Source organism: Streptomyces aurantiaciflavus, from assembly GCF_049808595.1.
In the GTDB taxonomy this organism is placed as follows: Bacteria; Actinomycetota; Actinomycetes; order Streptomycetales; family Streptomycetaceae; genus Streptomyces.
Genome location: NZ_JBNCAQ010000045.1, coordinates 1 through 23867 on the forward strand (window position 1 = coordinate 1; position 23867 = coordinate 23867).

At 68.8% G+C, this 23867-nt stretch carries 17 protein-coding genes; 10 read left to right on the plus strand and 7 right to left on the minus strand.

The features are described 5' to 3' along the window. Window positions 1–89: 89 nt before the first annotated feature. From ACPT94_RS36915 to ACPT94_RS36930, 4 genes are all read right to left on the minus strand, one after another. Window positions 90–1706 carry a glycerol-3-phosphate dehydrogenase/oxidase gene (locus ACPT94_RS36915; protein ID WP_425247841.1) on the minus strand — a complete coding sequence of 539 codons (1617 nt, stop codon included), beginning with the start codon at window positions 1704–1706 and terminating at the stop codon, window positions 90–92. A gap of 52 nt (window positions 1707–1758) precedes the next feature. Beyond that, window positions 1759–3300: a glycerol kinase GlpK gene (glpK, locus tag ACPT94_RS36920; protein ID WP_425247842.1), complete on the minus strand. Its 1542-nt coding sequence runs from the start codon at window positions 3298–3300 to the stop codon at window positions 1759–1761. 97 nt (window positions 3301–3397) lie between these two features. Then, entirely contained in the window at window positions 3398–4192 is a 795-nt protein-coding gene (locus ACPT94_RS36925; protein ID WP_360346482.1) for an MIP/aquaporin family protein, read from the minus strand. 449 nt (window positions 4193–4641) lie between these two features. Next, the gene (locus ACPT94_RS36930) at window positions 4642–5406 is read right to left on the minus strand and encodes an IclR family transcriptional regulator (protein WP_360346480.1); all 765 of its coding nucleotides are present in this window, start codon (window positions 5404–5406) and stop codon (window positions 4642–4644) included. Window positions 5407–5728: 322 nt separating this feature from the next. Here ACPT94_RS36930 and metH point away from each other — a divergent pair, with 322 nt between their 5' ends. From metH to ACPT94_RS36950, 4 genes are all read left to right on the plus strand, one after another. After that, complete coding sequence (gene metH / locus ACPT94_RS36935) at window positions 5729–9244, plus strand: methionine synthase (RefSeq protein ID WP_360346478.1); 3516 nt, start codon at window positions 5729–5731, stop codon at window positions 9242–9244. 182 nt (window positions 9245–9426) lie between these two features. Beyond that, window positions 9427–10125: an HAD family hydrolase gene (locus ACPT94_RS36940; protein WP_425247843.1), complete on the plus strand. Its 699-nt coding sequence runs from the start codon at window positions 9427–9429 to the stop codon at window positions 10123–10125. A 468-nt stretch (window positions 10126–10593) separates the two neighbouring features. After that, on the plus strand, window positions 10594–12201 hold the full coding sequence (locus ACPT94_RS36945) for an ABC transporter substrate-binding protein (RefSeq protein WP_425247844.1): 1608 nt from the start codon (window positions 10594–10596) through the stop codon (window positions 12199–12201). Between the two features lie 72 nt (window positions 12202–12273). Then, complete coding sequence (locus ACPT94_RS36950) at window positions 12274–13854, plus strand: ABC transporter substrate-binding protein (protein WP_425247845.1); 1581 nt, start codon at window positions 12274–12276, stop codon at window positions 13852–13854. Between the two features lie 70 nt (window positions 13855–13924). Here ACPT94_RS36950 and ACPT94_RS36955 read toward each other — a convergent pair whose 3' ends face one another. Next, window positions 13925–14596 (minus strand): response regulator, encoded by a 672-nt coding sequence (locus ACPT94_RS36955; protein ID WP_020141342.1) that lies wholly within the window; start codon window positions 14594–14596, stop codon window positions 13925–13927. A 14-nt stretch (window positions 14597–14610) separates the two neighbouring features. After that, window positions 14611–15576, minus strand: coding sequence for a RecB family exonuclease (locus tag ACPT94_RS36960; protein WP_360346470.1), 966 nt, complete (start codon window positions 15574–15576; stop codon window positions 14611–14613). A 302-nt stretch (window positions 15577–15878) separates the two neighbouring features. Here ACPT94_RS36960 and ACPT94_RS36965 point away from each other — a divergent pair, with 302 nt between their 5' ends. The 3 genes from ACPT94_RS36965 to ACPT94_RS36975 all read left to right on the plus strand — a co-directional run bounded on the left by ACPT94_RS36965 (window position 15879) and on the right by ACPT94_RS36975 (window position 19339). Further along, window positions 15879–17492 carry a site-2 protease family protein gene (locus ACPT94_RS36965; RefSeq protein ID WP_425247846.1) on the plus strand — a complete coding sequence of 538 codons (1614 nt, stop codon included), beginning with the start codon at window positions 15879–15881 and terminating at the stop codon, window positions 17490–17492. A gap of 151 nt (window positions 17493–17643) precedes the next feature. Further along, window positions 17644–18546, plus strand: coding sequence for a tRNA (adenine-N1)-methyltransferase (locus tag ACPT94_RS36970; protein WP_425247847.1), 903 nt, complete (start codon window positions 17644–17646; stop codon window positions 18544–18546). A gap of 217 nt (window positions 18547–18763) precedes the next feature. Further along, window positions 18764–19339 (plus strand): hypothetical protein, encoded by a 576-nt coding sequence (locus ACPT94_RS36975; protein ID WP_360346464.1) that lies wholly within the window; start codon window positions 18764–18766, stop codon window positions 19337–19339. A gap of 58 nt (window positions 19340–19397) precedes the next feature. On the opposite strand, the gene ACPT94_RS36980 is transcribed toward ACPT94_RS36975, so the two are convergent. Next, on the minus strand, window positions 19398–19703 hold the full coding sequence (locus tag ACPT94_RS36980; protein WP_425247848.1) for a ferredoxin: 306 nt from the start codon (window positions 19701–19703) through the stop codon (window positions 19398–19400). Window positions 19704–19946: 243 nt separating this feature from the next. Here ACPT94_RS36980 and arc point away from each other — a divergent pair, with 243 nt between their 5' ends. The 3 genes from arc to ACPT94_RS36995 all read left to right on the plus strand — a co-directional run bounded on the left by arc (window position 19947) and on the right by ACPT94_RS36995 (window position 23867). Next, window positions 19947–21713, plus strand: a complete 1767-nt coding sequence (arc, locus tag ACPT94_RS36985) for a proteasome ATPase (protein ID WP_360346460.1) — start codon at window positions 19947–19949, stop codon at window positions 21711–21713. A gap of 234 nt (window positions 21714–21947) precedes the next feature. Next, window positions 21948–23459 carry a depupylase/deamidase Dop gene (dop, locus tag ACPT94_RS36990; RefSeq protein ID WP_425247849.1) on the plus strand — a complete coding sequence of 504 codons (1512 nt, stop codon included), beginning with the start codon at window positions 21948–21950 and terminating at the stop codon, window positions 23457–23459. A gap of 189 nt (window positions 23460–23648) precedes the next feature. Beyond that, window positions 23649–23867, plus strand: coding sequence for a ubiquitin-like protein Pup (locus tag ACPT94_RS36995; protein WP_285511523.1), 219 nt, complete (start codon window positions 23649–23651; stop codon window positions 23865–23867).

Below are 23867 nucleotides of genomic sequence, written 5' to 3' on the forward strand. Positions count from 1 at the left end.
GGGCCCCCCCCCTCTCGTGGTGCCGACCCCGGTGCGGAGGGGCCGTTCCCGGTGCCGGCCCCGGTCAGGGGAGTGGGCCGGCGGAGGGTCTACTTCTTGTCGAGCAGGTCCTGGACCTTCGCCCGGACGTCGTCCGTGGCCAGGCCGCGGATCGTCAGCGTCGTCCGGCGACGCAGCACGTCGTCCGGGGTCTCGGCCCACTCGTTGTCGCGGGCGTAGACCACCTGGGCCCAGATCTCGGGGGCGTCGGGGTGGACGCGCTCGCCCAGCTCCGGGTTCTCGTTCGCCAGGCGGGCGATGTCGAAGGCGAGCGAACCGTAGTGCGTGGCCAGGTGCCTGGCGGTGTCCGCCGCCATGCGCGGGCCGGGCGCCGGGTGGTCGACGAGCAGCCGGTGGGCGACCGCGCGCGGGTTGGCGACACCCGGCAGCGGCAGCTTCTTCGGCAGCGAGGAGATCGGCTCGAAGTCGTCACCGAGCGGGTGGCCCGGCAGCGCCTCCAGCTTCTGCATGACGGTACGGCCGATGTGGCGGAACGTCGTCCACTTGCCGCCGGCCACGGACAGCATCCCGCCCCTGCCCTCGGTGACGACCGTCTCGCGCTTGGCCTTGGCCGTGTCGCCGGGCCCGCCCGGCAGCACCCGCAGACCCGCGAAGGCGTACGTGATGAGGTCCCGGTCGAGCTGCTGGTCGCGGATGGAGAACGCGGCCTCGTCCAGGATCTGGGCTATGTCCTTGTCGTTGACCGAGACGTCCGCCGGGTCGCCCTCGTACTCCTCGTCGGTCGTGCCGAGCAGGAGCATGTCCTCCCAGGGGAGGGCGAAGGTGATGCGGTACTTGTCGATCGGGGTGGCGAGCGCGGCCTTCCAGGGGGAGGTGCGCTTCAGGACCAGATGCGCGCCCTTCGACAGACGGATCGACGGCGCCGCATTCGGGTCCTCCATCTTGCGCAGGTGGTCGACCCAGGGGCCGGTCGCGTTGAGCACGAGGCGGGCGTTCACGCCGAACTCGTCGCCGGAGAGGCGGTCGCGCAGCTCCGCGCCCGTCACCCGGCCCTTGGTGAAGCGCAGGCCGGAGACCTCGGCGTGGTTCAGCACCACGGCACCCGCCTCGACGGCCGCGCGGACCGTCATCAGCGCCATGCGCGCGTCGTTCATCTGGTCGTCGCCGTACACGGCCACGGCCTTGAGGTTCTCGGTGCGCAGCTCCGGCACGTCCTGCGCCGCCTTCGCGGGGCTGAGCAGGTGGCCGACGCCGTCGCCGAACGCGGACAGTGCGGAGTAGGCGAAGACGCCCGCCCCGAGCTTCGCAGCGCCGTGCGGCCCGCCCTTGTACACGGGGAGGTAGAACGTGAGCGGGTTCGCCAGGTGGGGGGCCACCTGGCGAGACACCGCACGGCGCTCGAAGTGGTTCTCCGCCACCAGCTTCACCGCGCCGGTCTGCAGATAGCGCAGACCGCCGTGGAGCAGCTTGGAGGAGGCGGACGAGGTGGCGCCGGCGAAGTCGCCGGCGTCGACCAGAGCCACCCTGAGGCCGGACTGCGCGGCGTGCCAGGCGGTGGAGATGCCCAGGATGCCGCCGCCGATCACGAGAAGGTCGTACGACGCCTTGGAGAGCTGCTCCCGGGTCTCGGCCCGGCTCGGGTTGGAGCCGGAGGCCGGGCGCGCACCGAGGGCAGGCACGGACTGCAGGGTGGACTGACTGGTCATTTCGGGTTCTTACTCCTCATCAGAGCCGGCGTCGGAGCTTTTTCGGCTCTCGTCAGCTCTCGTCGTCCTCGATCCAGCCCATGGTCCGCTCGACGGCCTTGAGCCAGTTCTTGTACTCACGGTCGCGGGTCTCCGCGTCCATGCGGGGGGTCCACTCGGCGGCCCGGCGCCAGTTGGCGCGCAGCTCGTCCGTGCTGGACCAGAAGCCGACGGCGAGACCGGCGGCGTAGGCGGCGCCGAGGCAGGTGGTCTCGGCGACCATCGGGCGCACCACCGGGGCGTCCAGGAAGTCCGAGAGGGTCTGCATCAGCAGGTTGTTGGAGGTCATGCCGCCGTCGACCTTGAGGGCCACCAGCTCGTCGCCGGAGTCCTTGACCATGGCGTCGGCGATCTCACGCGTCTGCCAGGCGGTGGCCTCCAGGACGGCACGGGCGAGGTGCGCCTTGGTGACGTACCGGGTCAGGCCGGCGATCACACCGCGGGCGTCGGAGCGCCAGTGCGGGGCGAACAGGCCGGAGAAGGCGGGCACGAAGTAGGCGCCGCCGTTGTCCTCGACCGAGAGCGCGAGCGTCTCGATCTCGGCGGCGGTGGAGATCAGGCCCATCTGGTCGCGCATCCACTGCACCAGCGAGCCGGTGACGGCGATCGAGCCCTCGAGGGCGTAGACCGTCGGCTGGTCACCGATCTTGTAGCCGACGGTGGTCAGCAGGCCCGCGTACGAGTTGATGATCTTGTCACCGGTGTTCATCACCATGAAGGTGCCGGTGCCGTACGTCGACTTGACCTCGCCCTCGGAGAAACAGGTCTGGCCGAAGAGGGCCGCCTGCTGGTCGCCGAGCGCGGAGGCGACGGGGATGCCGCCGAGCAGGTCGCCCAGCTTTCCGCCCTTGATCTCGCCGTAGACCTCGGCGGAGGAGCGGATCTCGGGCAGGATCTGCAGCGGCACGCCGATCGACTCGGCGATCTTCTCGTCCCACTCCATGGTGTGCAGGTTCATCAGCATGGTGCGGGACGCGTTGGTGACGTCCGTGACGTGCTTGCCGCCGTCGGCACCGCCGGTCAGGTTCCAGATGACCCAGGTGTCCATGGTGCCGAAGAGGATGTCGCCGGCCTCGGCGCGCTCCTTCAGACCCTCGACGTTGTCCAGCAGCCAGCGGGCCTTCGGACCGGCGAAGTAGGAGGCGAGGGGAAGACCGGTCTCGCGGCGGAAGCGGTCCTGGCCGACGTTGCGGCCGAGCTCCCTGCAGAGGGCGTCGGTGCGGGTGTCCTGCCAGACGATGGCGTTGTGGACGGGCTCACCGGTGTTCTTGTCCCACAGCACGGTGGTCTCGCGCTGGTTGGTGATGCCGATGGCCTTGATGTCGTCGCGGGTGATGCCGGCCTTCTCGATGGCTCCGGCGACGACCTCCTGGACGTTGGTCCAGATCTCCGTGGCGTCGTGCTCGACCCAGCCCGGCTTCGGGAAGATCTGCTCGTGCTCCTTCTGGTCGACGGAGACGATCCGGCCGTCCCGGTCGAAGACGATGCAGCGGCTGGAGGTCGTGCCCTGGTCGATGGCCGCGATGAACGGGCCGGCGGTGTGGGCGTCGGTCACTGTGTACTCCTGGAAATTCCGTGGTTAAGGGGCTTTACGTACGGCGCGTGCTGAGAGTTTCGGTGCTTCGTGCTCCAACGGGTGAAGCTCGTTGCTCCTAGGCGAATGCGACGTTGTAGATGCCTGCAGCGATCGCGCCGCCGATCAGCGGACCGACGACCGGGATCCAGGCGTAGCTCCAGTCGGAACCGCCCTTGTTGGGCAGGGGCAGGAGGGCGTGCACGATGCGCGGACCGAGGTCACGGGCCGGGTTGATCGCGTAGCCGGTCGGGCCACCGAGGGAGAGGCCGATCGACACCACCACGAGAGCGGTGATCAGCGCGCCCAGGGTGCCGAGGCCCTTGCCGCTGTCGTTCAGGCCCTGCGTGAGGACGGCGAGCACCAGCACGACGGTGCCGATGATCTCCGTGAGCAGGTTCTGCACCGCGTTGCGGATCTCCGGACCGGTGGAGAAGATGCCCAGAACCGGGCCGGCGCCCTTCTCCTGGGCCTCGACGGCCTTGGCCGCGGTGGCCTGAGCCCCCGGACCGCCGACGATCTCCTTGTCGGTGAGGTGGGCGTGGAACTGGCCGTAGTAGGCGACCCACACCAGAGTCGCACCGATCATGGCGCCGAGCAGCTGTCCGGCGAAGTAGGTCGGAACGTTGCTCCAGTCGCCGTCCTTGATGGCGAGGGCGACCGTCACGGCCGGGTTCAGATGGGCGCCGGAGAGCGGCGCCGAGGTGTACACGGCCGTCAGAACGGCGAAACCCCACCCGAAGGTGATGGCGAGCCAGCCGGCGTTCCGGGCCTTGGAGGCCTTCAGCGTGACAGCGGCGCAGACGCCACCGCCGAGCAGGATGAGTATGGCGGTACCGATGGTCTCGCCGATGAAGATGTCGGAGCTGGACACCCGCGACTCCTTTGTCCTTCGTCCAGGGGACCGAACCCCGGGTCCCTCCGGAGGTTCGAGCTGCCCTCGGGGGTGAGGGCGATGCCGGCCCTTGGCGTTGTCACACTCTAGCGCGTATTGCCGGTAGGTGTTCGACAATGCCGACCGATGGACGGGAGTCTTGCTCCGGGGTTACACGTGCGTCAAGAGTTCTGTTATCGAAAACGCGATCGTTATTGATCGCCACCAGTTATCGATCTTCGCGTTGGCATGTGAGCCGGTATGGGTGCATCGCTCGCTATGTCCCATTTGGTGGTAAATCGAAGGCCGGAACGTCGTACGACGTTCCGGCCCGATCCTGCGTACTTCTGGGGCTTCCTGGGGCTTTCTGGTGCGCGGTCGAGGCACTTCTCGGGCTCCGCCGGCGCCCTTCTCGGCCTTCGGCGTCCTTCCCGGCGCTCGCCAGGTCCTCAGAAGCGCGCGGCGCCCAGGTCCCGCGACACCGCGCGGGCGCAGTCCCGTACCGCCGCGATCAGCTCGGGGCGCAGCTCGCCGTCCCGGCACAGGCGCTCCACCGCGCCGGTGATCCCGACCGCCCCCACCGGCATCCTGCGCCGGTCGTGGATGGGCGCGGCGATGGACGCGACGCCCTCCCAGGTCTCCTCGACGTCGGCCGCGTAGCCGCGCGCGCGCGTGATGTCGAGGAGGTGCTCGAAGTCCTCCGGCTCGCACACCGTGCGGTCCGTGAAGGGCTTGCGGTCGGCCTCCAGCGCCTCGCTGTGCGCGACCGGGTCGTAGGCCGACAGGACCTTGCCCAGGGCCGTGGAGTGCAGCGGCTGCATCGCCCCGATCTCCAGGACCTGCCGGCTGTCGTCGGGCCGGAAGACGTGGTGCACGATCAGCACGCCCTGCTGGTGCAGCACGCCCAGATGGACGCTCTCGCCGCTGGAGCGGGCCAGGTCGTCCGTCCACACCAGGGCGCGCGCCCGCAGCTCGTGCACATCGAGGTAGGTGGTGCCCAGGCGCAGCAGCTCCGCGCCCAGCTGATAGCGCCCGGAGGCGTCGTCCTGTTCGACGAAGCCCTCCTGCTGGAGGGTGCGCAGGATGCCGTGGGCCGTACCCTTGGCCAGACCCAGGGACGAGGCGATGTCCGACAGGCCGAGCCGCCGCTCGCCCCCCGCGAGGAGCCGCAGCATCGCGGCCGCCCGTTCGAGCGACTGGATGTTCCGTGCCATCGCCGTCCTGCCTCCGTCCCCTTCGACCGTCCACGCGCAGCATGCGGCCGCCCTTGTTCGGCAATGTCGAACACTACCGGTCCATGCCGACCTCCCGCTAATGGTCGGTCGATTCGTGTTGCGTCACTCGTTTCCCGGCGGTGACGCGGCCGCCATCCTCGTCCGTCCCGTGGACAGCCCTGACCATAAGCCCCGGACCCGGCTACCCTGGCGGCGAGCGCCCTCCACGGGAAGCTCCGTGTGCCGGCCCGCGGGGGCGGCTCGGGGAGCGACCGCGGGCGCCGCAAAAGCCGACAGCCGTCGCATCCGAGGGAGCCCTTTCATGGCCTCTGTGCCGCCGACCCCTTCCGCCGACAGCCGGACCCGTGTGTCCGCGCTCCGTGAGGCCCTCGCCACCCGTGTGGTGGTGGCCGACGGAGCCATGGGCACCATGCTCCAGGCCCAGGAGCCCACCCTCGAGGACTTCGAGAACCTCGAGGGCTGCAACGAGATCCTCAACCTCACCCGGCCCGACATCGTCCGCTCCGTCCACGAGGCGTACTTCGACGCCGGCGTCGACTGCGTCGAGACCAACACATTCGGCGCAAACCACTCCGCCATGGCCGAGTACGACATCGCCGACCGCGTCCACGAGCTGTCCGAGGCGGGCGCCCGCATCGCCCGCGAGACCGCCGACGACTTCGGCGCCCGCGACGGCCGCCAGCGCTGGGTGCTCGGCTCGATCGGACCCGGCACGAAGCTGCCGACCCTCGGCCACATCGGCTACGGCACACTGCGCGACGGCTTCCAGGCGAACGCCGAGGGCCTGCTCGCCGGCGGCGCGGACGCCCTGATCGTGGAGACCACCCAGGACCTCCTCCAGACGAAGTCCTCGATCCTGGGCGCCCGGCGCGCCATGCAGGCCACCGGCGTCGACGTACCGCTGCTGGTCTCGATGGCGTTCGAGACCACCGGCACCATGCTGCTCGGCTCGGAGATCGGCGCCGCCCTGACCGCGCTGGAGCCCCTCGGCATCGACATGATCGGCCTGAACTGCTCCACCGGCCCCGCCGAGATGAGCGAACACCTGCGCTACCTGGCCCGCCACTCCCGCACCCCGCTGCTGTGCATGCCGAACGCCGGCCTGCCGATCCTCACCAAGGACGGCGCCCACTTCCCGCTCGACGCCAAGGGCCTGGCCGACGCGCAGGAGACCTTCGTACGCGACTACGGCCTGAACCTCATCGGCGGCTGCTGCGGCACCACCCCCGAGCACCTGCGGCAGCTCGTGGAGCGCCTGCGCGGCGCCACGCCCGTCGAGCGCAGCCCCCAGCCCGAGCCCGGCGCCGCCTCCCTCTACCAGACGGTCCCCTTCCGCCAGGACACCTCCTACCTCGCCATCGGCGAGCGCACCAACGCCAACGGCTCCAAGAAGTTCCGCGAGGCCATGCTGGAGGGCCGCTGGGACGACTGCGTCGAGATGGCCCGCGAGCAGATCCGCGAGGGCGCGCACATGCTCGACCTGTGCGTGGACTACGTCGGCCGTGACGGCGTCGCCGACATGGAGGAGCTCGCCGGCCGCTTCGCCACCGCCTCCACCCTGCCCATCGTCCTGGACTCCACCGAGGTCGACGTCATCCGGGCAGGCCTGGAGAAGCTCGGCGGCCGCGCGGTGATCAACTCCGTGAACTACGAGGACGGCGACGGCCCCGAGTCCCGCTTCGCCAAGGTCACCGAGCTCGCGCAAGAGCACGGCGCCGCGCTGATCGCCCTGACCATCGACGAGGAGGGCCAGGCCCGCACCCCCGAGAAGAAGGTCGAGATCGCCGAACGGCTGATCGCCGACCTGACCGGGAACTGGGGCATCCGCGAGGAGGACATCCTCATCGACACCCTGACCTTCACCATCTGCACCGGTCAGGAGGAGTCCCGCAAGGACGGCATCGCCACCATCGAGGCGATCCGCGAGCTCAAGCGCCGCCACCCCGCCGTCCAGACCACCCTGGGCCTGTCGAACATCTCCTTCGGCCTCAACCCGGCCGCCCGCATCCTGCTCAACTCCGTCTTCCTCGACGAATGCGTCAAGGCCGGCCTGGACTCCGCGATCGTCCACGCCTCGAAGATCCTGCCGATCGCCCGCTTCAGCGAGGAAGAGGTCCAAACGGCCCTCGACCTGATCCACGACCGCCGCAGTGAGGGCTACGACCCCCTCCAGAAGCTCATGCAGCTCTTCGAGGGCGCCACCGCCAAGTCCCTCAAGGCCGGCAAGGCCGAGGAACTGGCCGCCCTGCCCCTGGAGGAGCGCCTCAAGCGCCGCATCATCGACGGCGAGCGCAACGGCCTGGAGGCCGACCTCGACGAGGCCCTCCAGAGCCGCCCGGCCCTCGACATCGTCAACGAGACCCTCCTGGACGGCATGAAGGTCGTCGGCGAACTCTTCGGCTCCGGCCAGATGCAACTGCCGTTCGTCCTCCAGTCCGCCGAGGTCATGAAGGCCGCCGTCGCCCACCTCGAACCGCACATGGAGAAGTCCGACGCGGAGGGGAAGGGCACGATCGTGCTGGCCACCGTCCGCGGCGACGTCCACGACATCGGCAAGAACCTCGTCGACATCATCCTGTCGAACAACGGCTACAACGTCGTCAACCTCGGCATCAAGCAGCCGGTCTCCGCGATCCTGGAGGCGGCCGAGGAGCACCGCGCCGACGTCATCGGCATGTCCGGGCTCCTGGTCAAGTCCACGGTGATCATGAAGGAGAACCTGGAGGAGCTCAACGCCCGGGGCCTGGCCGCCGACTTCCCGGTCATCCTCGGCGGCGCCGCCCTCACCCGCGCCTACGTCGAGCAAGACCTGCACGAGATCTACGAGGGCGAGGTCCGCTACGCCCGCGACGCCTTCGAGGGCCTGCGCCTCATGGACGCCCTCATCGGCGTCAAGCGCGGCGTACCCGGCGCCAGGCTGCCCGAGCTGAAGCAGCGCCGCGTCCGCTCCACGGCCGCCGTCCAGGTCGAGGAGCGCCCCGAGGAAGGCCACGTCCGCTCCGACGTCGCCACCGACAACCGCGTCCCCGAGCCGCCGTTCTGGGGCACCCGCGTCATCAAGGGCATCCAGCTCAAGGAGTACGCCTCCTGGCTGGACGAGGGCGCCCTCTTCAAGGGCCAGTGGGGCCTGAAGCAGGCACGCACCGGCGACGGGCCGACCTACGAGGAACTCGTCGAGACCGAGGGCCGGCCGCGGCTGCGAGGCCTGCTGGACAGGCTCCAGACCGAGAACCTCCTCGAAGCCGCCGTCGTCTACGGCTACTTCCCCTGCGTGTCCAAGGACGACGACCTGATCCTCCTGGACGAGCACGGCAACGAACGCACCCGCTTCACCTTCCCCCGCCAGCGCCGCGGCCGCCGGCTGTGCCTCGCGGACTTCTTCCGCCCGCAGGAGTCCGGTGAGACCGACGTCGTCGGCCTCCAGGTCGTCACCGTCGGCTCCCGCATCGGCGAGGAGACCGCCAAGCTCTTCGAGTCGAACTCCTACCGCGACTACCTCGAACTGCACGGCCTGTCCGTGCAGTTGGCGGAGGCGCTCGCCGAGTACTGGCACGCGCGCGTGCGCTCGGAACTCGGCTTCGCCGGCGAGGACCCCGCCGACATGGAGGACATGTTCGCCCTGAAGTACCGCGGTGCCCGCTTCTCCCTCGGCTACGGCGCCTGCCCCGACCTGGAGGACCGCGCCAAGATCGCCGAGCTGCTCCAGCCCGAGCGGATCGGCGTCCACCTGTCGGAGGAGTTCCAGCTCCACCCCGAGCAGTCCACGGACGCCATCGTGATCCACCACCCGGAGGCGAAGTACTTCAACGCCCGATGAGCGCCCGGTGACGAAACGCACCGTGCTGAGACGCACCGTGACGAGCCGCACGGTGGTGAAGCACACAGCCGAGCGTGTCTCACGGAGCACACTGATCGGATAAGTCGTACACTGGTCGGTCCACTCCAGGCCGGTTCCCCTGATGGGAACCGGCCTGCTCGTCCCTTCACGGAGGTACGTGGATGACCAGTACGGTTACCGCGCTCGGAACCCGCACGGCCGAAGGCTCGGCCCTTCAGGCGGTGCTCCTCGACATGGACGGCACCCTGGTGGACACCGAGGGCTTCTGGTGGGGCGTCGAGGTAGAGGTCTTCGCCGGACTCGGCCACACCCTCGACGACTCCTGGCGCCATGTCGTGGTCGGCGGACCCATGGCCCGCAGCGCCGGGTTCCTGATCGAGGCGACCGGCGCCGACATCACCCTCGCCGAACTCACCGTCCTGCTCAACGAGGGGTTCGAGGACCGCATCACCCGTGCCCTGCCGCTGATGCCGGGAGCCGCCCGACTGCTGGCCGAACTGGCCGAGCACGAGGTCCCCACGGCCCTCGTCTCCGCCTCGCACCGGCGCATCATCGACCGCGTCCTCACCTCGCTGGGCCCCCAGCACTTCGCCCTGACCGTCGCCGGAGACGAGGTCGCGCGCACCAAGCCGCACCCGGACCCCTACCTGTTCGCCGCCGCCGGGCTCGGTGCGGATCCGGCCAGATGCGCCGTCGTCGAGGACACCGCCACCGGGGTCGCCGCCGCCGAGGCGGCGGGCTGCCAGGTCGTCGCGGTGCCCTCCGTCGCCCCCATCCCCCCGGCCCCCCGGCGCACCGTCGTGGCCTCGCTGGAAGAGGTCGACCTGACATTTCTGCGCGGTCTGATGCCGCTCCGCTGATCAACGAGACGATCATTGGTGATCTCCCGATGACGGAAATGCGATAGGCGTTCACCCAGCGTGCACCGCCGATAACAAGGAATTCGGCACGTGTGCGCCCGGTGAATTCGGATCACCACCGACGGCTGAATTCCGCTCTGTACGGACCCCCCGGAGCATGTGAGCTTCCCCACGCGACCGGGGGTCGACAGAGGCGTCCCGGTGTGCTTTTCCTCCTCGATCGGGGGGTGTGGGCGCGCCCTTGTGTCCTGATTCATGGAACGCTGCACGAATCATTCCACTGTCGGGTTTTCAGTGCGTCCACACCCGGTTTCGCTGCGTGATGGGGTTTCAACTCCGGTGGCGGCGAACCCTCATGCCGGTGCGGACTAATCTCGTCGGCGAGAACATCGCACTTACCCCCGTGACCCGCCGCGACACCCCTGCATGCCGGGTACACGGACTTGACAGCTCTGGAGAAACTCGAGCATGAACCGCAAGACTTTGGTGCTGCCCACCGTAGTGGGTCTGCTCGCACCCGTGCTCGCTGCCTGTGGTGGGTCCGACAGCGGGAGCGGCAGCGGCGACGCCATCGTCGTCGGCACCACCGACCGGTTCACCGCCACCAAGGACGCCCCGGCGCCGCTCGACCCGGCGTACTCCTACGACGTCGGCACCTGGAACATCCTGCGCCAGACCGTGCAGACCCTGATGATCCAGCCCAAGGGCGAGGGCGACCCCGTCCCCGAGGCCGCCGAGAGCTGCGGGTTCACCGACAGCGGCAACGAGCGCTACGCCTGCAAGCTGCGCGACGGCCTGAAGTTCTCCAACGGCGACGCCATCACCGCCCAGGACGTGAAGTTCTCCATCGACCGCGCCCGCGCCATCAAGGCCGACTCCGGCGTGTTCGCTCTGCTGTCCACCATCGACACCGTCGAGACGCAGGGCGACAACGAAGTCATCTTCCACCTCAAGACCGCCGACGCCACGTTCCCGTTCAAGCTCTCGACCCCGGTCGCCGGCATCGTCAACCCCGACGACTACGACAAGGGCAAGCTGCGCGACGGCTTCTCGGTCGACGGCTCCGGCCCCTACACCCTCAAGGCCGAGACCGACGGCGACGAGATGACCAAGGCCGTCTTCACCAAGAACCCCGACTACAAGGGGACCTTGGACGTGAAGAACGACAAGGTCGAGATGGTCTCCTTCACGGACGCCGACAAGATGGGCACCGCCCTCGACAAGGGCGACATCGACCTCATGACCCGCACCATGTCGCCGGAGCAGATCAACAAACTCTCCGACGCCTCCCGGGACAAGAAGGACGACCTCGTCGAACTGGCCGGCCTGGAGATCCGCTACCTCGGCTTCAACACCACCGCCCCCGTCGTGAAGAGCAAGGCCGTCCGCCGGGCGATCGCCCAGGTCATCGACCGCAGCGAACTCGTCTCCAAGGTCTACGGCTCCCAGGCCGAACCGCTGTACTCCCTGGTCCCGGCCTCCATCACCGGCCACTCCAACTCGTTCTTCAACACCTACGGCGACCCCGACGTCGCCAAGGCCAAGGCACTGCTGGAGAAGGCCGACGTCAGCACCCCCGTCAAGCTGACGCTGAACTACACCACCGACCACTACGGCCCGGCCACGAAGAAGGAGTTCGAGCAGCTGCAGAAGCAGCTCAACGACAGCGGCCTCTTCGACGTCTCCCTCCAGGGCACGCCCTGGGACGCGTTCGTCCCCGCCGAACGCAAGGGCGAGTACGCGGTCTACGGCATGGGCTGGTTCCCCGACTTCGCCGACGCCGACAACTTCGTCGCACCGTTCCTCGACAAGGACAACTTCCTCAAGTCCCCGTACGCCAACGGCGAGATCATCAACGACCTCATCCCCAAGTCCCGCCGCGAGGCCGACCGCCTTTCCGCCGCCAAGAGCCTGACGGAGATTCAGGACATCGTCGCCGAGGACGTCCCCATCCTGCCGCTGTGGCAGGGCAAGCAGTACGTCGCCTCCAGCGACGACATCACGGGCACCGCATACGTGCTCAACTCCTCCGCGACCCTTCAGCTGTGGGAGCTCTCCCGCGGCGTCAGCGGCTGACGAACCCTCCATTGGCCCGGGGCCCCATGGCGGTGGCCCCGGAGTACGAGACCGACGACAAGGCACACCTACGTGAACATGCGCAACCAGTGGCCGGTACTGCCCATCGTGGCGGGGCTGGCCTCCGGCCTGTTGACCGGATGCGGCTCGCAGGGCGGCGACTCGGGGGGCGACGGCTCCTCGGTGGTGATGGGGATGTCCGACGACGTCCTGGCCACGGACCCCGCGTCCGGCTACGACCCCGGCTCCTGGCTGTTGTTCAACAACGTCTTCCAGTCGCTGCTGAGCTTCCCGAAGGGCGGCACGGAACCCGAGCCCGACGCGGCCGAGGAGTGCTCCTTCAGCGACACACAGACCAAGGTCTACAAGTGCACGCTGAAGGACGGCCTGAAGTTCAGCAACGGTGACGCCCTCACCTCGGAGGACGTCAAGTTCTCCTTCGACCGCATGCTGAAGATCAACGACGACGCCGGCCCCGCGATCATGTTCCCCATGCTCGACAAGGTCGAGACGCCGGACGACAAGACCGTCGTCTTCAAGCTGAAGGTCTCCGACGCCACCTTCCCCAGCAAGATCGCCTCCGGCGCCGGCTCCATCGTCGACCACCGCCAGTACGACGCCGACGGCCTGCGCAAGGACGGCGAGGCCGTCGGCTCCGGCCCCTACAAGCTGGACTCCTTCGGCGAGGACGAAGCCGTCTTCTCCGTCAACGAGAACTACAGGGGCACCGCCGAGACCCAGAACACCGGCGTCACCCTCAAGTTCTTCCACGGCGACCAGGCCAAGCTGAAGAAGGCCCTCCTCGACGACGAGGTCGACATCGCCTACCGAGGCCTCACCGCCGCCGACATATCCGACATCGAGCAGAGCAACGACAGCTCGGGCGTCGAGATCGTCGAAGGCAGCAGCGCCGAAGTCCAGCACCTCGTCTTCAACATGGACGACCCCGTCGCCGGAAAGCTCGGCGTCCGCCAGGCCATCGCCCACCTCATCGACCGCGAAGCCCTCATCAAGGACGTCTACCAGGGCACCGCCGACCCGCTGTACTCGATCATCCCGGCCGGCATCGGCGGCCACACCACCGCCTTCTTCGACCGCTACGGCGCCCGCCCCTCCAAGGCCAAGGCAGCCGCCGCGCTCCAGAAGGAGGACATCACCGGCAAGGTGAAACTCACCCTGTGGTCCACCCCCTCCCGCTACGGCCCCGCCACCGACGCCGAACTGAAGGCCATCGCCCAACAGCTCAACGCCAGCGGCCTGTTCGACGCCGACGTCAAGTCCGTCGCCTACGACCAGTACGAGAAGGACATCGAGGCCGGCAAGTACGGCGTGTACGTCAAGGGCTGGGTGCCCGACTACCCCGACGCCGACAACTTCACCGCGCCCTTCTTCGGCAAGGGCAACGTGCTGAGCAACAACTACACCAACGGCACGATCACCGACACCCTCATCCCGCGCACCGCCGCCGCGAGCAACCGCTCCACCACCAACCAGGACTACGCACAGCTCCAGGACATCGTCGCCGAGCAGCTGCCCGTCCTCCCCGTCTGGCAGGCCAAGCAGTACGCCGTCGTCCACGAGGACGTCTACGGCCTGGAGAACTGCCTCGACGCCTCCACGGTCTTCCGCTTCTGGGAACTCAACAAGGGCTGAAAGACCGACACGAACGCGGAGGGCGCCCCTGGGTCAGGAAGGGGCGCCCTCCGTGCCGTACGACGACCTGCTACTGCGCGCCGGGCCGCACCAACCCGCTCTCGTACGCGTACACCGCGGCCTGCACCCGGTCACGCAGCCCCAGCTTGGTCAGCACATGCCCCACATGCGTCTTGACCGTGGTCTCACTGACGAACAGGTCGGCGGCGATCTCGGCGTTCGACAACCCCCGCGCCACCAGCTTCAGCACCTCCACCTCACGGTCGGTGAGCGTGTGCAACGTGTCCGGCACCGGCTCGTCACCCGACGGCAGATGCGTGGCGTACTTGTCGAGCAGCCGGCGCGTGATGCTCGGCGCGAGCATCGCCTCACCGGCGGCCACCACACGGATCGCCTGCACCAGCTCGTTCGCCGGAGCGTCCTTCAGCAGAAAACCGCTGGCACCGGCACGCAGCGCCTCCACCACGTACTCGTCGAGGTCGAAGGTCGTCAGCACCAGCACCTTCGCCGGGCCGTCCCGCCCCGGCCCGGTGATCTGCCGCGTCGCCTCCACACCGTCCATGCGGGGCATGCGGATGTCCATCAGAACCACGTCGGGCTGCAGGGCCCGCACCTGGTCGAGGGCCTGAAGACCGTCTCCGGCCTCGCCGACCACCGCGATGTCCTGCTCCGCCTCCAGAATCATCCGGAAGCCGGTGCGCAGCAGCGGTTGGTCGTCGACCAGTAGGACGCGGATGGCCACGTAGATCTCCTTCGCTAGTCCGGCCCCATTCTGCCCTGCGAGACGCTGCCGGACTCCGCCACCCTCACCGGCAACGGATAGGGCGGGGGAGTACCACCGAACTCCGGGCAGTGCGCCTGGTGATCGCACCAGCCGCACAGCTTCGTCGGCCGCGGCCGCCAGTCACCCGTCTCCGTCGCCAGCCGGATCGCCTCCCACAACGCCAGCAGCTTGCGCTCCACCCGCTCCAGATCGGCGAGCACCGGGTCGTACGTCAGCACCTCCCCGCTGCCCAGATACACCAGCTGCAGCCGCCGGGGGACCACCTTCTTCAGACGCCACACGACAAGGGCGTAGAACTTCATCTGGAACAGCGCACCCTCGGCGTACTCCGGCCTCGGCGCCTTGCCCGTCTTGTAGTCGACGATCCGCACCTCACCGGTCGGCGCCACGTCCACCCGGTCGATGATCCCGCGCAGCCTCAGCCCCGACTCCAGCTCGGCCTCGACGAACAGCTCCCGCTCGGCCGGCTCCAGCCGCGTCGGATCCTCCAGCGTGAACCACCGCTCGACCAGCTGCTCCGCCTCCGCCAGCCAACCCGCCAGCCGCTCACCCTCCGGATCGTCCGCGAACAGCTCCACGACCTCCGGCCGGGACTCACGCAGCCGGTCCCACTGACCAGGGATCAGCGACTTGGCCCGCGGCGCCGTCCGCTCGGCCGCCGGGGCGTCGAAGAGCCGCTCCAGAACCGCGTGCACCAGCGTCCCCTTCGTGGCCGCCGCACTCGGCTTCTCCGGCAGCCGGTCGATCACCCGGAACCGGTACAGCAACGGGCACTGCATGAAGTCGCCGGCACGGGACGGCGACAGCGAAGCCGGCGGTATCGCCACGACAGCCTTCTCGACGGCACCCGCCACCGCCTTCTCGGCCCCCGCCTGCGGCCGGACCTCCACGGCACCACCGTCGCCCGCCTCGGCGACGCCCTCGCTGCTGCTCTCCATGACCCCAGACCTTACGGCCCACCACTGACAGTCACCCAGCCGCGGCCCGCACACCGGCGACGGCCGGGGAAACACAGGGGGTGCCGGGGCGGAACGCGCCCCGACGGACGCATACCATCGGTCCCGAGACCCTCCCGCCCGGCAGGAGCGGGAGTTGCTTCGAACGAGGGGACACCGTGGTGGAAAGCGGCGGGAGCGGGCGGCCGCGGCCGGACAGCGAAGAGTCGGCCGAGCGCCACGCGACACCTGCACCCCCGCCGGCCACACCCGAGGAGACGCCGGCGACGGAACCCGACACGTCCGTGACCGAACCCGACACGTCCGTGACCGAACCCGAGACCTCCGCGACGAAGCCCGAAGAGCCGCCCGTGAAGGACGAGGACAGGCCGGCGACGGAACCGGGGAAGACGTCCGCGGCGGAGGAAGACCGACCCGCGACGCGACCCGAGCAGACGTCCGCGGCGGAAGAAGACCGACCCGCAACGCGACCCGAGCAGACGTTCGCGCCGGAAGACCACCGGCCCGCGACGGAACAGCCGACGGACAAGACGGGCGAGGCCCCGCACACCACCGGCACCACCACCCCCGCACCGAGCGGCCCGCCCCCAGCCGGCCCGCCCGTGCCCGGCCCCTCCGCACCGGACCCCCGAGCCGACCTCCACCCCGACCACCCCCGAGCCCACACCGCCGCCGAACCACCCCACGGCCCCGCCCTCGGCGAAGCCCCCGCCACCGCCAAGGGCGGCCGCCCGCCACGTCCCCCGGAGCCCCGCGGCGGCCTGCTGATGGGCCGCCCCTTCGGCGTACCCGTCTACGTCGCCCCCAGCTGGTTCCTCGTCGCCGCCCTGATCACCTGGGTCTTCGGCGGCCAGCTCGAGCGCGTGCTGCCCGAACTCGGCGCCGCCCGCTACCTCGTCTCCCTCTTCTTCGCCGTCGCCTTCTACGCCTCCGTCCTGATCCACGAACTCGCCCACACGGTCGCCGCCCTCCGCTTCAAACTCCCGGTCCGCCGCATCCAGCTCCAGTTCTTCGGCGGCGTCTCCGAAATCGAGAAAGAGGCCGAGACCCCGGGCCGCGAGTTCTGGCTGGCCTTCGTCGGGCCGCTCCTCTCCCTCGTCCTCGCGGGCCTCTTCTACCTCGCCCTGCAACCCGTCGAACCCGGCACCGTCCCCGGAGTGCTGCTGGCCGGCCTGATGATCTCCAACCTCATCGTGGCCGTCTTCAACCTCCTGCCCGGCCTCCCCCTCGACGGCGGCCGCATGCTCCGCGCCATCGTCTGGAAGATCACCGGCAGGCCCATGAGCGGCACCATCGCCGCCGCCTGGGTCGGCCGCGCCCTCGCCGTCTCCGTCCTCATCGGGCTGCCCCTGCTGACCCAGTCCGGGGCACTCGGAGACGCCGCCGAGGACAGCGTCGGCATGGACACCGTCATGGACGCCCTGCTCGCCGCCATCCTCGCCGCGATCATCTGGACCGGCGCCGGCAACAGCCTGCGCATGGCCCGCCTGCGCGAACACCTCCCCGAACTACGCGCCCGCAACCTCACCCGCCGCGCCGTCCCCGTCGAGTCCGACACCCCGCTCTCCGAAGCCCTGCGCCGCGCCAACGACGCCGGCGCCCGCGCCCTGGTCGTCGTCGACGCCCACGGCGAACCCCTCTCCCTCGTCCGCGAGGCCGCCATCGTCGGCGTACCCGAACACCGCCGCCCCTGGGTCGCCGTCAGCGGCCTCGCCCAGGAACTCACCGACGGCATGCGCGTCTCGGCGGAACTGGCGGGCGAGGACCTCCTGGACGCCCTGCGCGCCACCCCCGCCACCGAGTACCTGGTCGTCGAGGAGACCGGCGAGATCTACGGCGTCCTGTCAGCAGCGGACGTCGAGCGCGCTTTCGTGAAGGCCATGGCAAGACCCAACTGAACACACACCTTCAGGTAAGCGGGGCCAGGACGCCGCGCTGTACCGACCTGCGGCCACCGCCGCACGGGCGCGACCGGCCACAGACGGCCCGCGGCTTCCGCACACACCGGCAGTGGTCGGCGCTCCCCCCGGGGACCGGTAGGCTGTTCACATGTCCGAACCGACCGGTGCCGCCCGCAGGCGCGGGCCCTTCAAGGTCGGGGACCAGGTACAGCTGACCGACCCCAAGGGCCGCCACTACACGTTCACGCTCGAAGCCGGGAAGAACTTCCACACCCACAAGGGTTCCTTCCCGCACGACGAACTGATCGGCGCACCCGAGGGCAGCGTTGTCCGCACCACCGGGAACGTCGCCTACCTCGCGCTGCGCCCCCTGCTCCCCGACTACGTCCTGTCCATGCCCCGCGGGGCAGCCGTCGTCTACCCCAAGGACGCGGGGCAGATCCTCGCCTTCGCCGACATCTTCCCCGGCGCCCGCGTCGTCGAGGCCGGCGTCGGCTCCGGCTCCCTCAGCAGCTTCCTGCTGCGCGCCATCGGCGACCAGGGCATGCTCCACAGCTACGAGCGCCGCGAGGACTTCGCCGACATCGCCCGACAGAACGTCGAGCGCTACTTCGGCGGCCCCCACCCCGCCTGGCAGCTCACCGTCGGCGACCTCCAGGACAACCTGTCCGACACCGACGTCGACCGCGTCATCCTCGACATGCTCGCCCCCTGGGAGTGCCTCGAGGCCGTCTCCAAGGCCCTCGTCCCCGGCGGCATCCTCTGCTGCTACGTCGCCACCACCACCCAGCTCGCCCGGACCGTCGAGTCCATCCGCGAAATCGGCTCCTTCAACGAGCCCACCGCCTGGGAAACGATGATCCGCAACTGGCACATCGAGGGCCTGGCCGTCCGCCCGGACCACCGCATGATCGGCCACACCGGCTTCCTGCTCACCGCCCGCCGCCTCGCCGACGGAGTCGAGCCCCCCATGCGCCGCCGCCGCCCCGCCAAGGGCGCCTACGGCGAGGACTACGCCGGCCCCAACGCCGACGGAGGCCTCGGCCGCTGAAACGGCACGCCCCCGCCGCAGCCAACGAACCGGCGCCGCGACCGAGTTCCCGCAACACCACCGGAACTCGGCCACGGCGCCGTTGCGTTGAACCCCACCACCCCGAACCCCGAGGCCCCCAGTCCGAGATCCCGCACCCCGCCGTTCCCCCGCACTGTGACGTGTGGCACGATGCAGGCCACCCCCACCGGCACAGCCCTCACAGGAGACGCTCCTAGTGCAATCCGCCGTCCCGGAACTGGCGCACACCCACACCCGGCCGATCCACTGGCTCGCGACCGCCACCGCCCTGGCCGGCGTCGTCGCCCTCTCCTCGGTCCTCCAGCCCAACCCGGCGACGGCCGCCCAGCCGACCGGCCCGGACACCAAGTCCGCCCCCCTCACCGCCGCCGCCCCCACGACCACCGGCGTCGACTTCCCGCTCGAATGCGGCCCCGTCAAAGCCCTCGTACAGAAAAAGGCCACCGGCGACCTCGACGGAGACGGCAGGCCGGAAACTGTCGCCGTGGTCCACTGCGACGCCCCGATGGGCACCCCACCCGACGCCCTCTACGTCCTCACCCAGGGCGCCCACGCCACCACCCCACGTGTGGTGGCCACCCTCGTCACCCCCAAGGAACGCCTCACCATCACCGCCCTCTCCATCGAGGACGGCACCGTCCACGCCACCTACCTCGGCTACTCCTCGGCCGACGTGCCCAGTTGCTGCCCCGACGTCAAGGACAGCGCCAACTGGCAATGGAAGGACAAGAGGTTCATCCGCACGACGCCAGCCGGCACCCACAGCGTCTGAACCAAGCCACCAGCCCGTGTGAGAAATCAGACAGAAGTAACAGCCCGTACGCGCCCGATCACCCCGCGTCCGGACCGTAGACCTCCACCCTGTCCGAAACCCTTCGCACATGGATGCACTCGCCAGGGCACTCCCGCGCCGAGTCCACGACATCCGTCAACAACGGCAACGGAACCGGCGCCGCAGCCCCCTTGGCCTGCAAAAGCTCCTCGTCGGAGCCCTTCACGTACGCCAGACCGTCAATGTCCAGCTCGAACACCTCCGGCGCGTACTGCGCACAGATCCCGTCGCCGGTACAGAGATCCTGATCGATCCAGACCTCCAGCGCCTCCCCGCCGACACCGGCCTCCTGCTGCACGCCCATATCTCCTGCCGTTTAGTACAGAGCCGCACGGGAACGATGCAGGCTCTGACGGGTGTTGAACACTTCGACCCTACCCCCGGCCGCTTTCCAATCATGTTCGGTGGGTATTCCCCTGGCGTGAGGGAGAGCGCAAGGGTGAAGATCGGACACACCTCGACAGTCTTTGTGATCTAGGGGTTTCAATCGACACCCACCCAGGTAGGGTCTGGAAGCGTCCAGCTCCCCTTGGAGGAGGTGAGGACCGTGGCAGCCCACGACGACGACATGAACCGCGGCATCCGCCCGGGACGAGGGTCCGACGACCCTGCCGGGCAGATCGCCTACCTTGAGCAGGAGATCGCCGTCCTGCGACGCAAGCTCGCCGACTCTCCGCGACACACGAGGATTCTCGAAGAGCGGATCGTCGAGCTGCAGACCAACCTGGCCGGCGTGTCCGCCCAGAACGAGCGACTCGCCAACACACTCCGCGAGGCCCGAGACCAGATCGTGGCCCTCAAGGAAGAAGTCGACCGACTCGCACAGCCCCCGGCCGGCTTCGGTGTCTTCCTGCAGGCGAACGAGGACGGCACCGCCGACATCTTCACCGGAGGCCGCAAACTCCGCGTGAACGTCAGCCCCGGCGTCGACCTCGAAGAGCTCCGACGCGGCCAGGAACTGATGCTCAACGAAGCCCTCAACGTGGTCGAAGCCATGGAGTTCGAACGCGTCGGGGACATCGTCACCCTCAAGGAAATCCTCGAGGACGGCGAACGCGCCCTGGTGCTCGGGCACACCGACGAGGAACGGGTGGTACGGCTCGCCGAGCCGCTGCTGGACGTCACCATCCGCCCCGGCGACGCCCTCCTGCTCGAACCCCGCTCCGGCTACGTCTACGAGGTCGTCCCCAAGAGCGAGGTCGAAGAACTCGTCCTCGAAGAGGTCCCCGACATCGGCTACGAGCAGATCGGCGGCCTCGGCAACCAGATCGAAGCCATCCGCGACGCGGTCGAGCTTCCCTACCTCTACCCCGACCTCTTCAAGGAGCACGAACTGCGGCCGCCCAAGGGCGTCCTGCTCTACGGCCCCCCTGGATGCGGTAAGACACTGATCGCCAAGGCCGTCGCCAACTCACTGGCCAAAAAGGTCGCCGAAGTCACCGGCCAGGCCGCCGGCAAGAGCTTCTTCCTCAACATCAAGGGCCCCGAGCTCCTCAACAAGTACGTCGGCGAGACCGAACGGCAAATCCGCCTCGTCTTCCAGCGCGCCCGCGAAAAGGCCAGCGAGGGCACCCCCGTCATCGTCTTCTTCGACGAGATGGAATCCCTCTTCCGCACCCGCGGCTCCGGCGTCAGCTCGGACGTGGAAAACACCATCGTCCCCCAGCTGCTCGCCGAGATCGACGGCGTGGAAGGCCTGCAGAACGTGGTCGTCATCGGCGCCTCCAACCGCGAGGACATGATCGACCCCGCCATCCTGCGCCCCGGCCGACTCGACGTGAAGATCAAAATCGAACGCCCGGACGCCGAAGCCGCCAAGGACATCTTCGGCAAGTACCTCACCGAACGACTCCCACTCCACTCGGACGACCTCGGCGAACACGGCGGCGACAAGACCACCACCGTCCAGAGCATGATCCAGACGGCCGTGGAACACATGTACGCCGAATCCGAGGAAAACCGCTTCCTGGAAGTCACCTACGCCAACGGAGACAAGGAAGTCCTCTACTTCAAGGACTTCAACTCCGGCGCCATGATCGAAAACATCGTCGGCCGCGCCAAGAAAATGGCGATCAAGGACTTCCTCGAGAAGAACCAGAAGGGCCTCCGCGTCTCCCACCTCCTCCAGGCCTGCGTGGACGAGTTCAAGGAGAACGAGGACCTGCCCAACACCACCAACCCGGACGACTGGGCCCGCATCTCCGGAAAGAAGGGCGAACGGATCGTCTACATCCGCACCCTCATCACCGGAAAGCAGGGCTCCGACACCGGACGCTCCATCGACACGGTGGCGAACACCGGACAGTACCTGTAAAAACCAGGGCGGCTGCGGGTGCCCTTCACCGGGTACCCGCAGCCGACTGTTTTTCGGGCCACGGCTGGAGCAGGCAATGACGCAAATGATCTCCCCACCAGCGCAGAGGCGTTCTAGGCTCTTCCATACCGCCAGGTCGCGCAGTGCGGGGACGGGCACCGCACACGCACCGCAGCACCAGCGGTACTGGAGTGGCGCCCACGACCGAGGGCGCCGCCGGGCAAGGAGGGCCGCATGACCGTACGGCGAGTAATGGGCATCGAGACGGAGTACGGGATCTCCGTCCCCGGCCACCCCAACGCCAATGCCATGCTCACCTCATCCCAGATCGTCAACGCCTACGCAGCGGCGATGCACCGGGCCCGCCGGGCCCGCTGGGACTTCGAGGAAGAAAACCCGCTACGGGACGCACGAGGCTTCGACCTCGCCCGCGAGGCCGCCGACGCCAGCCAGCTCACCGACGAGGACATCGGCCTCGCCAACGTGATCCTCACCAATGGCGCCCGCCTCTACGTCGACCACGCACACCCCGAATACAGCGCCCCCGAGGTCACCAACCCCCGCGACGCCGTCCTCTGGGACAAAGCCGGCGAACGCATCATGGCCGAAGCGGCCGAACGCGCCGCCGCACTCCCCGGCGCCCAGCCCATCCACCTCTACAAGAACAACACCGACAACAAGGGCGCCTCCTACGGCACACACGAGAACTACCTGATGAAGCGCGAAACCGCCTTCTCGGACATCGTGCGCCACCTCACGCCCTTCTTCGTCTCCCGCCAGGTCTTCGCCGGAGCAGGCCGCGTCGGCATCGGCCAGGACGGCCACGAACACGGCTTCCAGCTCAGCCAGCGCGCAGACTACTTCGAAGTCGAAGTGGGCCTCGAGACCACCCTCAAACGCCCCATCATCAACACCCGCGACGAACCCCACGCCGACGCCGAGAAATACCGCCGCCTCCACGTGATCATCGGCGACGCCAACCTCTCCGAGATCTCCACCTACCTCAAGCTCGGCACGACCGCCCTGGTCCTGTCCATGATCGAGGACAGCTTCATCGCCGTCGACCTCGCCGTCGACCAGCCCGTCCGCACCCTCCACCAGGTCTCCCACGACCCCACCCTCAAGCGCCTCGTCACCCTCCGCAGCGGCCGCACACTCACCGCCGTCCAACTGCAGATGGAGTACTACGAGCTCTCGCGCAAATACGTGGAGGAGCGCTTCGGCGCCGACGCCGACGCACAGACCAAGGACGTCCTGTCACGCTGGGAGGACACCCTCACACGCCTGGAGAACGACCCCATGAGCCTCGCCGGCGAACTCGACTGGGTCGCCAAACGCGAACTCATGGAGGGCTACCGCCGCCGCGACAACCTCGACTGGGACGCGGCACGCCTCCACCTCGTCGACCTCCAGTACGCCGACGTACGGTCCGAGAAAGGCCTCTACAACCGTCTCGTGGCCCGCGGACGGATGAAGCGGCTGCTGAGCGAGGGCGACGTCGAGCGAGCCATGTCCAAGCCCCCGGAGGACACCCGCGCGTACTTCCGCGGCCGCTGCCTGGAGCAGTACGCCGACGACGTCGCCGCGGCCTCCTGGGACTCGGTCATCTTCGACCTCCCGGGCCGCGACAGCCTCCAGCGGGTCCCAACCCTGGAACCGCTTCGCGGAACGCGAAATCACGTCAAGGAGCTGCTGGACCGCTGCCGCACGGCGGAAGACCTGGTCAGGGTCTTGTCCGGCGGCTGAGCGGGTACTCGGCCGGACCCGGGCGAGCGGGGTGGAAACCCCGCCGCCAGGGAATCATCGAGGTGGCCCCCGTACGTTCCGGTAACTGCGGGGCCGATGTCAGACCAGGCTTGTAGGGTCTGATCATCACCGATCGGCAGGAAAGCCGACCTGTCGACCATGTCGGGCGAACTGAGCGGGGTGAGGGTTATGGCGACCAAGGACACCGGCGGCGGCCAGCAGAAGGCGACGCGCTCCACGGAGGAGGTCGAGGAGCAGGCGACCGAGGCGCAGGCTTCGGAGGACCTCAAGGAGCGGCACGAGAAGCTGAGCGACGACGTGGACTCGGTTCTTGACGAAATTGACGATGTACTCGAGGAAAATGCCGAGGATTTCGTGCGAAGCTTCGTGCAAAAGGGTGGCGAGTGA

Coding starts and splice junctions, on each gene's coding strand:
- ACPT94_RS36915 (WP_425247841.1), bottom strand. CDS start 1,706: ATGACCAGTCAGTCCACCCTGCAGTCCGTGCCTGCCCTCGGTGCGCGC.
- ACPT94_RS36930 (WP_360346480.1), bottom strand. CDS start 5,406: ATGGCACGGAACATCCAGTCGCTCGAACGGGCGGCCGCGATGCTGCGG.
- metH (WP_360346478.1), top strand. CDS start 5,729: ATGGCCTCTGTGCCGCCGACCCCTTCCGCCGACAGCCGGACCCGTGTG.
- ACPT94_RS36940 (WP_425247843.1), top strand. CDS start 9,427: ATGACCAGTACGGTTACCGCGCTCGGAACCCGCACGGCCGAAGGCTCG.
- ACPT94_RS36945 (WP_425247844.1), top strand. CDS start 10,594: ATGAACCGCAAGACTTTGGTGCTGCCCACCGTAGTGGGTCTGCTCGCA.
- ACPT94_RS36960 (WP_360346470.1), bottom strand. CDS start 15,576: ATGGAGAGCAGCAGCGAGGGCGTCGCCGAGGCGGGCGACGGTGGTGCC.
- ACPT94_RS36970 (WP_425247847.1), top strand. CDS start 17,644: ATGTCCGAACCGACCGGTGCCGCCCGCAGGCGCGGGCCCTTCAAGGTC.
- ACPT94_RS36980 (WP_425247848.1), bottom strand. CDS start 19,703: ATGGGCGTGCAGCAGGAGGCCGGTGTCGGCGGGGAGGCGCTGGAGGTC.
- dop (WP_425247849.1), top strand. CDS start 21,948: ATGACCGTACGGCGAGTAATGGGCATCGAGACGGAGTACGGGATCTCC.
- ACPT94_RS36995 (WP_285511523.1), top strand. CDS start 23,649: ATGGCGACCAAGGACACCGGCGGCGGCCAGCAGAAGGCGACGCGCTCC.